We start from the raw sequence: 13,630 nt of genomic DNA, 5'->3' as shown, positions 1-13,630 counted from the left end.
CCTCCGTGACCGACGCGATTCCGGCGCCCGTTACGCCGCGCGTTCCGCTGCGCGGCGGCGGCACGTTCCCGGTGCGGCGCATCTACTGCGTCGGCCGCAATTTCGCCGACCACGCCCGCGAAATGGGCGCGGTCGCGCCGGCATCGAAAGCCGAACGCGGGCAACCGGTGTTCTTCCTCAAACCCGCCGACGCCATCGTCGTCGACGGGATCGTGCCTTATCCGCACGGCACGCACGATCTGCATCACGAAATCGAACTGGTGGCGGCGCTGGGCCGCGACGCGCCCGCCGGCGTGCTCGATCCGCACGCGGCGATGGCGCTGGTGTACGCGTACGGCATCGGTTTGGATCTGACCCGGCGCGATCTGCAAGCCGCGGCCAAGGCTAAAGGCCTGCCCTGGGATACCGGCAAAGCCTTCGATCATTCCGCTCCGATCAGCGAATTGGTGCCGGCCGCGCAAGTGGATGGACTCTACGGACGCACACTGACCCTGGAGATCAACGGCCAACAGCGCCAGCACGGCGCGCTGTCGGACTTGATCTGGGATATCGGCGACATCCTGCACGAGTTGTCCAAGCTCTACGCGCTGCGCGCCGGCGACCTGATCTTCATGGGCACCCCGGCCGGCGTCGGCCCGCTGCAGGTCGGCGACGCTTTCCATGCCCGGCTCGACGGCGTGGCCGAATTGCAGGGCGTCATCGCACCGCCCACCGGGACCGGTGTAGCCTAGCCTCTCCCAACCGCGGAATGGAGGAGTGGCGATGGGCATGATGGGTGAATTCAAGGAATTCGCGATGCGCGGCAACGTGGTCGACCTCGCCGTGGGCGTGGTGATCGGCGCCGCGTTCGGCAAGATCGTCACCGCGCTGGTCGACAAGATCATCATGCCGCCGATCGGCATGCTGATCGGCGGGGTGGATTTCTCGAAATGGGCGATCACGCTGAAGGAAGCCGGCGTGGATGCGGCCGGCAAGGAAATACCGGCGATCGCGATCGGCATCGGCGAATTCCTGAACGCGGTCGTGCAATTCGTCATCGTCGCCTTCGCCATTTTCCTGGTGGTCAAGGCGATCAACCGCATGAACCGCAAGCCGCCCGAAGCGCCCGCCGCACCGGCGGAAGAAGTGCTGCTGCTGCGCGAGATCCGCGACAGCCTCAAGCGCTGAACTACTCCGGCCCGGCTCTCTTTCGAACCGGGCTTTTGTAGGAGCGGCTTTAGCCGCGAGCTCTTTCCTTCATATCGCGGCATCGCAGCGATTTCAGAGAAAAAACTCGCGGCTAAAGCCGCTCCTACAAAGGCAAAAGCAGTCGAGCAAGCTCGACTCTACAACCGCGGAACAATGGCCCCCTGCGAAACGCAACGGCGGCCATGACGACTGGCACAAAGACGCGCAGCCGCGGGCTGCTAAGCTCGCGGCTTTGCCGCGTCCCGGGGGATTGCAATGCGTTTTTCGCTGTCGATCGCCGCGTTAGCCTTGTCCGTCGCCTGCTCCGCCGCTCTCGCGCAGCAGCGAACCACGATTCCCGCCTCCGCCGTCGCCGAAGCCGCGAAACTGCGCGAAAAAGCCTTGGCCAGCGATCTGGGCTGGAAGATCACCGAATCCTTGACCACCGAAGTCGGCCCGCGCCTGGCCGGCAGCGAAGCCGATGCGCGCGCGGTCGCCTGGGCGGTCGCCAAGTTCAAGCAACTCGGCTACGACAAGGTCTGGACCGAGCCGGTGACGTTCCCGAAATGGGTGCGCCGCAGCGAGCACGGCGAAGTGCTCGGCGCGCATTCGCAGAAGCTTTACCTGACCGCGCTGGGCGGCAGCCCGGGCGGCACGGTGGAAGCCGAAGTCGTCCGCTTCCCCGACCTCGCCGCGCTGCAAGCGGCGCCCGACGGTTCGCTGGCGGGCAAGATCGCCTTCGTCGACTACCAGATGAAGAAAGCGCAGGACGGCAGCGACTACCGCAACGGCGGCGGCATCCGCGGCCGCGGTCCGTCGGCGGCGGTGCGCAAGGGCGCGGTCGCGTTCCTGATGCGCTCGGCCGGCACCGAATCGCATCGCACGCCGCACACCGGCGCCACCCGCTTCGAGGAAGGCCTGAAGCCGATCCCCGCCGCGGCGCTGTCGATTCCGGATGCGGATCAACTGGCGCGCCTGGTTGCGCTGGGCCCGACCCAGGTGCGCGTGGCGCTGGATTGCGGTTACGACGGCGAATACACCTCGCAGAACGTGATCGGCGAGATCCGCGGCAGCAAGAAGCCCGATGAAGTCGTGCTGATCGGCGGCCATCTGGATTCCTGGGACCATGGCACCGGCGCGATCGACGACGGCGCGGGCGTCGGCATCACCATGGCCGCCGCGGCGCTGATCAAGCCGCTCAAGCCGGCGCGCACGATCCGCGTGGTCGCGTTCGCCAACGAGGAACAGGGCCTGTTCGGCGGCCGCGCCTATGCCGAGAAGTATTTCAAGGATGTCGAAAAGCACCACATCGCCGCGGAAAGCGATTTCGGCGCGGGCCGCATCTACGGTTTCGACAGCAGCGCGCCGGACTTCGCCAAGCCGGCAATCGAACAGATCGCGCAAGCCTTGGCGCCGCTCGGCATCGAGCGTCTGCCGGGCAAGGGCGATCCGGAATCGGACATCGGCGCGCTGACCGCGCGCGGCATGGCCTGGGGCTGGCTGGGCCACGACGGCACCGACTACTTCGATCTGCACCACAACGCCGACGACACGCTCGACAAGATCGATCCGAAGGTGCTGGCGCAGAACGTGGCGGCGTACGCGGTGTTCACCTATCTTTCCGCGCAGTCCGACGGCGGCTTCGGCAGCGCGCCGAAGGAAGCCGAACCGCGCCGCCAGCGCTGATTCTTTGCTCTTGCGGGAGCGGCTTCAGCCGCGAGCTCTTTGCCGCAGACCGCTGCGACCTGGTGGAAAGAGCTCGCGGCTGAAGCCGCTCCCACAAATTCTGTCACCGCCGGGCGAGCAACACCCACTGCCCTTGCGGCAAACCGCTCGACGGATCCTGCACGCGGCAAGCTTGGGCATCGGCGAAACCGGCTTCGCGCATGTCGTCCAGCAAAGCCCAACCGAAGTGATGGAAGCAAGGCACGCCTCCGCGGATCGGATCGCCGTGGAACTCCGGCTCGCCCAGATGCTCGATGCGGCCGCGCGCGTCCAGCCGCGCGATCCGCACGTTCTCGGACTGGTACTCGTAGAAAGGCACCGTTAGCGCCAACGCACCGCCTGGCCGCAGCACGCGCGCGAACTCCCGCAGCGCCGCCCGGTAATCGGGTACGTGCTCCAATACGTCGAGACTGACGACACCGTCCATCGTGGCGTCGGACCAGCGCAGAGCGGTCACATCTTCGCTGCGGATCCACGGCGGCACGCCTTTCCGCAGCAACCAAAGCGCCAAATGCATGCGCTGCCGCAAGCCGACTCCGAATTCGCTGCCGTGCAAACGGGCCACGCGTCTACGCAGCGCCAAATAGAAAGCGCTGGTCTGCTCGGTGGCGTACACCCGCGCCTGCGAATGCTTCAGCGCGTCCAGCAAAACCGTTCCTGCGGCCCGCTGTCGCGCATTGCAGCGACAGTGCAGGCAATGCAGGCCTTCGCGCCAAGGCGATGGAGATTCCGGAAGCGGCCGGAACGAAGTTTCTCGTCGGCACAATCCGCAATAGCCCGAGAGAGGCGCGTCCGCGGCCGCTTGCAGGGCCTCGGTTTCCGACGTTCTCCAGCCCTCCGATACGCTGCTCCATTCCGCTTGGCTGCGAAAACGCCCTAGCGCGCCGGCGTTCACCGCTTCGGATACCACGCGGCCAACAGAACCGCCGAAGCGGAAGCGACGTTGAGGCTCTCGACCGCACCGCTGCCGGGAATGGACAGACGCAGATCGCAAGCGGCGGCCAAACCGCGATCCATGCCCTCGCCTTCGGCGCCGAGCACATAAATCAAACGCGACGGCAATGCCGCGGAGAACAGGTCTTCCCCGCCTTCCACGACGGTCGCGGCGAGGCCGAAACCCGCTTCGCGCAAACGCGCGATGGCCCGATCGCCGGACGGCAGCCGCACGAACCGCACCGCTTCGGCGCCGCCTTCGGCCACGCGTGCCGCAGCGCCGGACAGCGCCAGCTCCGAATGCTCCGGCAACAGCACGGCGCTCGCGCCAAAATGCGCGGCCGAGCGCAGGATCGCGCCGAGATTGTGCGGATTGCCGACGCCGTCCAACCAGATCGCGCATTGCGGTCCCGCCGGCAGATCGCGCAGCCAGGCTTCCAGCGTCAGCGGTTCCTCGCGCAGCACGTCCGCCACCACGCCCTCGTGATGCGAACTCGCCGCCAGTTTCTGCAGATCGGACTCTTCGACCACGCGATAGCCGATGCGATGGGCCACGCACCATTTCAGCAGGAGCTGCAATTGCGGTATGCGCGCCTGGGTCAGATAGAGCTTGCGCAAGGCTTCGGGCCGGCGCGCGAACGCCGCCCGCACCGCGTTGAAACCGTACAAGCGCAGCTCCGCCCTCGGATCGGCGCGCTGCACCCGCTCGGACGGCTGGTGCCCGCCCGTCGAAGGCAACCGCTTGCTGCGCCACGGCGAATCCGGTTCACGCGCCATCGTCGAGCGCATCCCTGGTCTTGGCGAACACGCGCAGATCGTGCAAGCGTTCGCGTTTGAACACCGCGTTGCGCTGCGCGCCTTCTTCGACGAAGCCGTTCTTCTGCAGCACGCGGGCCGAACCGATATTGAAGTCGAGCACGCCGGCTTGCAAACGGTACAAGCGCAGCTCGCGCATCGCCCAAGGCGCGAACGCCGCCACGATCCGGGTCATCAGGCCGCGGCCCCAATGTTCGCGCCCCAGCCAGTAGCCGAATTCCGCGCTATGGCGCCGCTCGCCTCGGCCGGGGCGCGCACCGATGCTGCCGCAGGCCTCGCCGCCGAGTTCAATGGCGAAGGCCGGGCCGAGGTCGAAATCGATCACTTTGCCGGCCAGAAAGGCTTCGCCGTCGGCGCGGGCGTAAGGCCACGGGAAACGGTCGCTGACGCCGCGCGAGACCTGCTCGTCGTCGGCGTGGCGCACCAGCGCATCCAGATCGTCAGCGCGCCAAGCGCGCAGACGGATGCCGTCGCCCACTTCGATTTCGGTGCCGCGCCAATCCACATCCGCCTCCTGCCGTGCATCGGCAGGATACGCGATCAGGCATGGCCGCCGACAGGCGGGACTTCCTTCTCCAGCTTGGCCAGTTCGTGCGCCACGGCTTCCGGCGAATGGGTGAAGCGCGCCAGCAGGCTGTAGAACGCGGGCACCGCGAACAGCGACAGCAGGGTCGAGAACGCCACGCCGAACACGATCACCACGCCGATCGCCGAGCGGCTGGCCGCGCCGGCGCCGGTGGACAGCATCAGCGGGATCGCGCCGCAGATCATCGCCACCGAGGTCATCAGGATCGGACGCAAGCGCACGGCGGCCGATTCCACGATCGCTTCGGCGACGCTGCGCCCTTCGTCGCGCAGCTGGTTGGCGAATTCGACGATCAGGATGCCGTTCTTCGCCGCCAGGCCCACGAGCATGACGATGCCGATCTGGCTGTACAGGTTCAGGCTGGTGCCCCAGATCGACAAGCCGATCAGCGCGCCGAGCATGGCCAGCGGCACGGTCAGCATGATTACGATCGGATGCAGGAAGCTCTCGAACTGCGCCGCCAGCACCAGGAACACCACCAGCAACGCCATGCCGAAGGTGAAGAAGATCGCGCTGCTGGATTTCTGGAACTCGCGCGATTCGCCCTTGTAGTCGATCTGCGCTTCCGGCGGCAGTTCTTGCGCGGCCAGCCCGCGCAGGTATTCGAGCGCCTCGCCGACCGTGTAGCCCGGCGCCAGGCCGGCGGTGAGCGTGATGGCGCGCATCCGGTTGAAGCGGCTGAGCGTGCCGGCTTCGGCGATCTCTTCCAGCTTCACCAGGTTCGACAGCGGAATCAGCTGGTTGGTGGTGGTGGAACGCACGTACAAGCCGGTGATGTCGGCCGGACTGCGCCGGTCCTCCAGCGCGGCTTGGGTCATCACGTAATACTCTTGACCGTCCTTCTGGTACGTGCCCGAGCGCAACGAGCCGAGCATGGTCTGCAGCGTGTTGCCGATCGCTTGCACCGGCACGCCGAGGTCCGCGGCGCGCGACTTGTCGATGTTGACCTGGATCTGCGGCAGCGTTTCCTTGTAGTCGTAGTCTGCGTTGAGCAGCCGGGGATTCTCGTCCATGCGGCGCACCATGCGGTCGCGCCACTGCGCCAGCGTTTCGTAAGTGGGCCCGCGCAACACGAATTGCACCGGCCGGCCGCCGCCGCGCACCAGGCCCTGCTGCACGTCCGCGGTGATGCGCACGCCGGGAAGGTCGGACAAGTTCTTGCGTACTTCTTCCATCACCTGCTGGGTGGTGACGTCGCGCTCGTTCCACGGCTTCAGGAAGACGGTCGCGCGGCCGCTGTTCATCACCCCCGCGCTGCCGCCGAAACCGCCGGGCACGCGCGTGATCACGCGGCTGATGGGCCTATCGCCGCTGGCGTAGGCCAGCAACCGCTTCTCGACTTCGGCCATCTGCTTGACCATATAGTCGTAGCCCGCGCCCTCCGGCCCGGTGACGTTGACGTTGAAGTTGCCGCGATCCTCGACCGGCGCGAGCTCCGAAGGCACCAGCTTGAACAGCAAGCCGCTGATGGCGAAGGTGATCAGCATCGCGATCGCCAGCAGCCAGCCGCGCCCGATCACTTTGCCGAGCACGTTGCGATACCAGCGCGTCAGGTTGTCGAGGCGATCGTTGACCCAGTTGTTGAAGCCTTTCGCTTTATGGAGAGTCCGGCCAGGGACGGCCGGGCTGTTCGCGGAAGGACCCGCGGATGCGTGGGGCTTCAGCAGGATCGAGCACATCATCGGCGTCAGCGTGAGCGCGACGAAGCCCGAAATCAGCACCGCGCCGGCAACGGCCACCGCCAGTTCGCGGAACAGCCGTCCTTGGTTGCCTTCCATGAAGGCGATCGGCAGGAACACCGCGATCAGCACGACGGTCGTGGCGACCACCGCGAACGCCACCTGGCCCGTGCCGCGCGCGGCGGCCAGCAGCGGCGGCTCGCCCAGGTCGACGCGGCGCTGGCAGTTCTCCAGCACGACGATCGCGTCGTCCACCACCAGGCCGATCGACAGCACCAGCGACAACAGCGTCAGCTGGTTGATCGAGAATCCGAACGCGTACAGCGCGATGAACGCGGCGGTGATGCACACCGGCACGGTCACCGCCGGGATCAGCGAGGCGCGCACGCTGCCCAGGAACACGAACACCACCAGCAGCACCAAAGCGATCGCCTCGGCCAGGGTCTTGTAGACCTCCTCCACCGCCGCGTCCACGAAGACCGTCGAATCGAAGGCCAGGGCGATGTTCATGCCCTTGGGCAGCGAGGCGCCCATGCGGTCGGCCAATTCCCGGGCCTTGTGCGCCACTTCCAGCTGGTTCGCCGTGGACGTGGCGACGATGCCCATGCCGACCTGCGGCACGCCGTTGCCGTGGTAATAGGAGCGGCGTTCCTCCGAACCCAGTTCGACCCGCGCCACCTCGCGCAGCTTGATCACATGGCCGTCGCTGCCCTTGCCGACCGCCAGTTCCTCGAAGTTTTCCGGCGTGAGATAGCCGCGCATCACCCGCAGCGAAAAATCGCGGTCGGTCGATTCCAGGCTGCCGCCCGGCAACTCGACGTTCTCGCGCTGCAGCGCGCCGTTGATGTCGTCGACGGTCAGCCCGCGCGCGGCCATCGCCTTGTCGTCCAGCCACACGCGCATGGCGTAGCGCTGGCCGCCGCCGATGTTGACCGAGGACACGCCGTCGATCGACGAAAACTGGTCGGCCAGATAGCGGTCGGCGTAGTCGGTGAGTTCCTCGGCGGTCATGTTCGGATCGCTGAGGTTGAAGAACATGATCGGCGCGGAGTCGCTCTGCTGCTTGGACACCTGCGGCGGATCGATTTCGGGCGGCAACCGGTTGGCGACGCGGCTGATCGCGTCGCGCACGTCGTTGGCCGCGCCTTCGATGTCGCGGGTCAGGGTGAATTCGATATTGATGTTGGAACGGCCGTTGCGGCTGTCGGCGGTGATCAAATCCACGCCTTCGATGCCGCTGATCGCGTCTTCCAGCACTTGCGTGATGCGGCTTTCCACCACCGCCGCCGAGGCGCCGGTGTAGCTGGCGCTCACCGAGACGATGGGCGGATCCACGTCCGGCAATTCGCGCAGCGGCAGGCGGGTGAAGGCCACCACGCCCAGCACGATCAGGATGAGCGACATCACCGTCGCGAAGACGGGACGCTTGATCGAAACGTCCGATAAGAACATGGCTCAGCCTTCGTCCGCTTGCGCGGTCGCCTGCTGTTGGGTCACGTCCTGGATCGCGGAGCCGTCGCGCAGCTTGACCGTGCCGTCAACGACGATGCGGTCGCCGGCCTTCAAGCCTTCGACGATCTCCACTTCGCCGCGCCGGCGCGCGCCGATCTTCACCGGCACCTGCTTGACCTTGTTGCCCGCCTCGACCCGGAACACGCTGGCGTTGGCGCCGGACTGCTGCAGCGCCAATTCGGGGATGGCGAGGGTTTGGCGCGCGGCGCGCTCGACGCCGACCTCGAGCAGCATGCCGGGGCGCAGCTTGCCGTCAGGGTTCGGGATTTCGGCGCGCACCGTCACCGCGCGGGTAGCGGGATCGACGCGCGAATCGATGGTGGCGATCGTGCCTTCGAAAACGGCATCGGGCCACGCGTCGCTGCGCGCGCTGACGCGTTGGCCCACGGCCAATTGCGACAGCGCCGACTCGGGGAAGGTGAAATCCAACTTGATCAGCGAAACGTCGTCGAGCGTGGTGATCGGCGTGCCCGGCGTCACCAAGGTGCCGGCGCTGACCAAGCGCAGGCCGAGCACGCCGTCGAAAGGCGCGCGGATCACGCGGTCGGCGACCGTGGCGCGTTGCGCGGCGAGGCGCGCGCGCGCCGCTTCCAAAGCCGTGCGCTGGGTTTCCAGTTCCGAACGCGCGATCAGTTGCTGGTCGGCGAGGCGGCGGTTGCGGTCGTACAGCTGCTCGGCATCGCGCAAGGACGCCTGCGCTTCGGCGACGCTGGCGCTCTGCTGGCCCTGGGTCAGCGTGACCAGGCCCTGGCCGCGTTTGACGAACTGCCCGCTGTCGAAATCCACGCTCGCCACGGTCTGGGTGACGCTGGCGGTGATGTCGACCGATTCGCGCGCCTTGGCCGTGCCCAGCGCGGTCAGTTCGTCGCTCCAGCGCACCGGTTGCAAACGGATCGTGGTGACGGTGGCGGGCGGCTGCCGGCGGTCGCCGGCCTCGTCCTTGCCGCAAGCGGCCACGGCCAGGCACAAGGCCAGGAACGGAAGGGCGAGGAACGGGCGTCGGATCGGCATTCGCGCGGTCGGTCGGATCAAATCCCGTCGATTCTAGCCTTTGGCCGTGACACCCACGTATGCCATCGGCCATGGCGCGGAACGCCCCGTTCCGGTCAACCGCTGGCGCTCGCGTGCGTTACGCGGCAGTCTGGCATCGCGGGCGTCCCGTCCTGTGTCCGTTTCGCGTATCGCTTGCTATCGGCACACGCATTTCATTCCGGAATCCGCCCGATCCCCCGCTCAGGAGCGAAGCCATGATCCACGACAGCATCCTCGACACGATCGGCCGCACGCCGGTCGTGCGCCTGCGGCGCATCGCGCCGGCGAACGTCGAACTCTACGCCAAGGTCGAATCGTTCAATCCCGGCGGCTCGGTCAAAGACCGCCTCGCCATCGCCATCATTCTGGACGCCGAAGCCAAAGGCGTGTTGAAGCCCGGCGACACCGTGATCGAGGCCACGTCCGGCAATACCGGCGTCGCCTTGGCGATGGTGTGCGCGGCGCGCGGCTACAAATTCGTCGCGACGATGTCGGAAACCTTCTCGATCGAGCGCCGCAAACTGATGCGCGCTTACGGCGCGAAAGTGATCCTGACGCCGGCCGCCGAACGCGGCAGCGGCATGGTGCGCCGCGCCGAGGAGTTGGCGAAGAAGCACGGCTGGTTCCTGGCGCGGCAATTCGAGAATCCGGCCAATCCCGCTTATCATCGGCAAACCACCGCGGCTGAAATCCTGCGCGATTTCGCCGGCCGCCGGCTCGACCATTTCGTCACCGGCTGGGGCACCGGCGGCACGCTGACGGGCGTGGGCGAAGTGCTTAAAGTCGCGCGCCCGGAAGTGAAGGTCACCGCTTGCGAACCGGCCGGCGCTTCGCTGCTGAGCGGCAAGGAATGGCAGCCGCACAAGATCCAAGGCTGGACGCCGGATTTCGTTCCGGCGGTGCTGAACCGCGATGCCGCGGCGCAGATCCTGCCGATCGACGACGTGCTGGCCCGCGACACCGCGCGCCGCCTGGCCTCGGAAGAAGGCGTGTTTGTCGGCATCTCGGCCGGCGCCACCGTGGCCGCGGCGCTGGAAGTGGCGAAGTCGGCGAAGGACGGCGACGCGATCCTGGCGATGCTGCCCGATACCGGCGAACGCTATCTGTCGACCTTCCTGTTCGAAGGCGTCAACGAAGGCTCCGACGACGAATGGCTGGCTTCTCTGGGCTGACGGGCGGACTTTGAACCCTTCCGCCCGCAACCTGCTGTTGAGCAACGCCGCGACTTTGGCCGCGGCGTTGTTTTTCCGTTGGGACGTGGGTTGGCTGCTATGGCCGTATTGGATCCAGAGCGTGATCGTCGGCGGGTACGCGCGCAAACGCATGCTCCAGCTGGCGGATTTCAGCACCGAAGGCTTCACTTCCAACGACCAGCCGGTGCCGGAGAACGAAGCGGGAAAACGCTCCACCGCCCTGTTCTTCACTCTCCATTACGGCTTCTTCCACCTCGCCTATTTGATATTCCTGTGCGCGGAGCATCCGGTCGGGCAGCTGCGCGACGCGCTGATACTGCTGGCCTGCGGCGTGTCCTTCGCGCTGTCGCAGCGCCAGACCTATGCGGTCCAGCACGCCGCGGATCTGCGCGGACGGCCCAATCTGGGCGCGCTGATGTTCACGCCTTACCTGCGGGTGGTGCCGATGCATTTGGCGATCATCGTCGGCTCGGTCTTCGGCGGCAGCGGTTCGGTGCTGTTTTTCGCCGCGCTCAAGACCGCGTCCGATCTGCTGCTGGACGGCATCGACCGGCGCATGGCGGAAAAATCCGCGGACAAGGCGCGCGTCGCGCGCACCTAGGCGCTAGCGCAGGAACAGTTCCGCGATGCGCAGCGCGGTGCGGTAAGGCTCGGGATCGTCGCGGTTGGTCAGCACCATCACCGTCAAGCGGCGCTGCGGATAGCGCACGATCACGTTGCGGAAACCGATCGTTTCGCCCGAATGCCACAAGGTTTCGCCGGTGATGCGCCAGCCGTAGCCGTATTCGATCGCCGGATCGTCGGTCTTGGTCCAAGGCGTGGTGGCGAGCTTGCGCGACTGCGCGTCGAGCAGGCGATCGTCGTATTGCGCGGCGTCCCACTTGGCCAAGTCGTCGATCGACGAATAGATGCCGCCGTCGCCCAGCACCGCGCTGGTGGAGCTTTGGTCGGTGCGCCGCCAACGGCCGTCGATCAGGCTGTAGCCGTAGGCGCGGTCGGCGACTTCGGATATTCCTTTTTCGTAAGCGACGGTACGGTCCATGCCCAAGGGCAGGAAGATCCGTTCGCGCAGGACATCGGCGTAGCGCTTGCCGGAGGCTTTTTCGACGATCAGCGCGAGCAAGGCGTAGCCGCTGTTGCTGTAACGGTAATCGGCGCCCGGCGCGAAATAGGTACGGTCCTGCGTTTCGAGCAGGCGCAGCACGTCGGCGTCGTGGACCTGTTCGGTGGCGTCTTCGGCCATCAGGTCTTCGTAGTCGATCAGGCCCGAAGTATGGGTGAGCAGATGCTTGATCGTGATCGCATCCGCCGCCTTGGCCGGCAACGAAGGCAGCCACTTGCGCACCGGATCGTCCAGGCCGAGCTTGCCGTCGCGCGCCAGCAGCAGCACGGCCGTGGCGGTGAACTGCTTGCTGACCGAAGCCAGGCGGTAGTTGCTGCGCGGCGTCGCCGGCGTGCGCGCTTCCAAGTCGGCGAAGCCGTAGGCGCGTTCGACGACCGGCTTGCCGTCCTGGATCACCAGCACCGAAGCGCCCGGGCCGTCGCCCGCGTAATCGCGCATCAGCGCGTCGACCGATTCCTGCACCGTCTTGCCTCCCGTCGCGCAGCCGATCGGCAGCGCCAATGCGCACAGCAGCGCCGCCAGGCGCATCGCGTTCGCCCGCATCGTCAGCCCTGCCCCGAAAAGAAATACCAGAGCGCGAAAATCGCCGCCAATGCGACCAGCCACAGCCAGCCGTGGCTGCCGCGGTCGCCTTCGACCACAGTCGGCACGCGCTTCTGCATCACCGGCACGGCCGCCGTCGCCCGGTTTCCGTGCCGGTGCTGCTCGACCAGTTCTTTGGCGGTCTTCAGGTCGAACTGCGGATTGGCCGCACGCAGGCGCTTGATCGCCTCGATCACTTCGCCGCGCGACAGCGCTTCGGCGGCGTCACGCGGCAATACGATGCCGGTAGCGGCCTCGTTCGACGCGGACCTGGCGGACTCCACCTGGTCGCGGACCGCGGCCGCGCCGGCGATGCGCGCGTCGATGACGGCCTTGGCCCGCTTGAGGTCCAAGCCGGTCGCTTCGCGCAGCAGTTTGATCGCCTCGATCGTGCGCCCTTGGCGCAGGGCCGCGATCGCTTCGGGCGGTATCCGGATCTCGCCTTGCGCCACGCGCCTACCCCGTTCTGGCCGATCGGAGGCCAGCATACCGGAGCGCGTCCCGCTTCAGCGCCGTCCGTTGCGTATCGGCTGCGCCAGCACGGCCGGCTGGCTCGAGCGCAGCCGCTGGAAGCGTTGGAGTTCGTTCTTGGTCAGATTGCCGGCCTGGTATTTGTCCCACTTCTGCTTCTGCACATAGCCGGCCAGGTCGGAGATGGCGCAACGGGCTCGCAATGCCGCCGGATCGGCGGCCTCGCGCCCGATGAAGTGCATCGTGGCCACCGTATACACCGGCCGCGGCTCAGCTACTTCCGGCCGCGGCGCGAATTTCCACTGCGCCACCGCCGCGCCGGCGGCCTGCGCGAAACCTTCCCAGAAGCCGGGCGCCGGTTCGCGATCGCCGTCGGTGGAACTGGCCCAGGCCTTCAGCAGGCTGAAGTCCGAAGTCGAACCGTCGGCTTGGATCGCATAGCCGACCGCCACGCAGACGTTGTCGCCGCGCGCGGCGAATTCGGCGGGATAGGCCGGCGCGGCGAGTTTGGCGCCATCGGCCAATTTCCATTCTTTGCGGATGCCGCCTTCGTCGACGATCGCGATGCGGTCTTTGGCAGCGACGGAGGCCGCCGAGGCGAGTAGAAGCGCAGACGCCAACCCTGCAACGACGAATGTAGCCATTTCGCGTCCCCGTCTTGGAATGGCCTCCAAGGTTCTTCGTGCACGGAACGCGTTCAAGGGCCGCCTGAGGCATTTTGGATGTGGCCAATTCACGGCGAGTGCGAACGACGGCTGTTGTCCCTCTCCCATTTCGGGGTGAAGGCGCATTGCTTGCGGAGCATTGCTTC

The 13,630-nt window shown here is 66.8% G+C and carries 13 protein-coding genes; 5 read left to right on the top strand and 8 right to left on the bottom strand.

Annotated elements, in window-relative coordinates; translation table 11 throughout:
* The first annotated feature begins 5 nt into the window (after positions 1-5).
* The 3 genes from FCE95_RS11835 to FCE95_RS11825 all read left to right on the top strand — a co-directional run bounded on the left by FCE95_RS11835 (position 6) and on the right by FCE95_RS11825 (position 2,853).
* Positions 6-731 (top strand): fumarylacetoacetate hydrolase family protein, encoded by a 726-nt coding sequence (locus tag FCE95_RS11835; protein WP_137267214.1) that lies wholly within the window; start codon positions 6-8, stop codon positions 729-731.
* Between the two features lie 31 nt (positions 732-762).
* Positions 763-1,167, top strand: a complete 405-nt coding sequence (gene mscL, locus FCE95_RS11830) for a large-conductance mechanosensitive channel protein MscL (protein ID WP_137267213.1) — start codon at positions 763-765, stop codon at positions 1,165-1,167.
* A gap of 276 nt (positions 1,168-1,443) precedes the next feature.
* A complete protein-coding gene (locus tag FCE95_RS11825) occupies positions 1,444-2,853 on the top strand; it encodes a M28 family peptidase (protein ID WP_137267212.1) in 1,410 nt (469 codons plus the stop codon).
* Positions 2,854-2,956: 103 nt separating this feature from the next.
* Here the strand turns inward: FCE95_RS11825 and FCE95_RS11820 are convergent, their stop codons facing one another.
* From FCE95_RS11820 to FCE95_RS11800, 5 genes are all read right to left on the bottom strand, one after another.
* Positions 2,957-3,541 carry a class I SAM-dependent methyltransferase gene (locus FCE95_RS11820; protein WP_137267211.1) on the bottom strand — a complete coding sequence of 195 codons (585 nt, stop codon included), beginning with the start codon at positions 3,539-3,541 and terminating at the stop codon, positions 2,957-2,959.
* Positions 3,542-3,783: 242 nt separating this feature from the next.
* A complete protein-coding gene (locus FCE95_RS11815) occupies positions 3,784-4,602 on the bottom strand; it encodes a TrmH family RNA methyltransferase (RefSeq protein WP_223266880.1) in 819 nt (272 codons plus the stop codon).
* On the bottom strand, positions 4,592-5,146 hold the full coding sequence (locus tag FCE95_RS11810; protein WP_137267209.1) for a GNAT family N-acetyltransferase: 555 nt from the start codon (positions 5,144-5,146) through the stop codon (positions 4,592-4,594). The genes FCE95_RS11815 and FCE95_RS11810 overlap by 11 nt, the downstream gene beginning before the upstream one ends.
* 35 nt (positions 5,147-5,181) lie before the next feature.
* Positions 5,182-8,358 (bottom strand): efflux RND transporter permease subunit, encoded by a 3,177-nt coding sequence (locus FCE95_RS11805; RefSeq protein ID WP_137267208.1) that lies wholly within the window; start codon positions 8,356-8,358, stop codon positions 5,182-5,184.
* 3 nt (positions 8,359-8,361) lie between these two features.
* Positions 8,362-9,429 (bottom strand): efflux RND transporter periplasmic adaptor subunit, encoded by a 1,068-nt coding sequence (locus FCE95_RS11800; RefSeq protein WP_137267207.1) that lies wholly within the window; start codon positions 9,427-9,429, stop codon positions 8,362-8,364.
* A 236-nt stretch (positions 9,430-9,665) separates the two neighbouring features.
* Here FCE95_RS11800 and cysK point away from each other — a divergent pair, with 236 nt between their 5' ends.
* The gene (gene cysK / locus FCE95_RS11795) at positions 9,666-10,622 is read left to right on the top strand and encodes a cysteine synthase A (protein WP_137267206.1); all 957 of its coding nucleotides are present in this window, start codon (positions 9,666-9,668) and stop codon (positions 10,620-10,622) included.
* A gap of 10 nt (positions 10,623-10,632) precedes the next feature.
* On the top strand, positions 10,633-11,244 hold the full coding sequence (locus FCE95_RS11790; RefSeq protein WP_137267205.1) for a DUF6498-containing protein: 612 nt from the start codon (positions 10,633-10,635) through the stop codon (positions 11,242-11,244).
* A 3-nt stretch (positions 11,245-11,247) separates the two neighbouring features.
* Here FCE95_RS11790 and FCE95_RS11785 read toward each other — a convergent pair whose 3' ends face one another.
* From FCE95_RS11785 to FCE95_RS11775, 3 genes are read right to left on the bottom strand one after another with little or no spacing between them, the layout of a single operon-like run.
* Complete coding sequence (locus tag FCE95_RS11785; RefSeq protein WP_223266879.1) at positions 11,248-12,309, bottom strand: serine hydrolase domain-containing protein; 1,062 nt, start codon at positions 12,307-12,309, stop codon at positions 11,248-11,250.
* 2 nt (positions 12,310-12,311) lie between these two features.
* Positions 12,312-12,800, bottom strand: a complete 489-nt coding sequence (locus FCE95_RS11780) for a hypothetical protein (RefSeq protein ID WP_137267204.1) — start codon at positions 12,798-12,800, stop codon at positions 12,312-12,314.
* Between the two features lie 54 nt (positions 12,801-12,854).
* The gene (locus tag FCE95_RS11775) at positions 12,855-13,463 is read right to left on the bottom strand and encodes a hypothetical protein (protein ID WP_137267203.1); all 609 of its coding nucleotides are present in this window, start codon (positions 13,461-13,463) and stop codon (positions 12,855-12,857) included.
* Between the last annotated feature and the right edge of the window lie 167 nt (positions 13,464-13,630).

Origin of the sequence: Luteimonas gilva (genome assembly GCF_005239095.1) — a bacterium.
In the GTDB taxonomy this organism is placed as follows: domain Bacteria; phylum Pseudomonadota; class Gammaproteobacteria; order Xanthomonadales; family Xanthomonadaceae; genus Luteimonas_C; species Luteimonas_C gilva.
The sequence above is the reverse complement of the archived record's forward strand: the minus strand, read 5'-3'. Positions and strand labels throughout refer to the sequence as shown.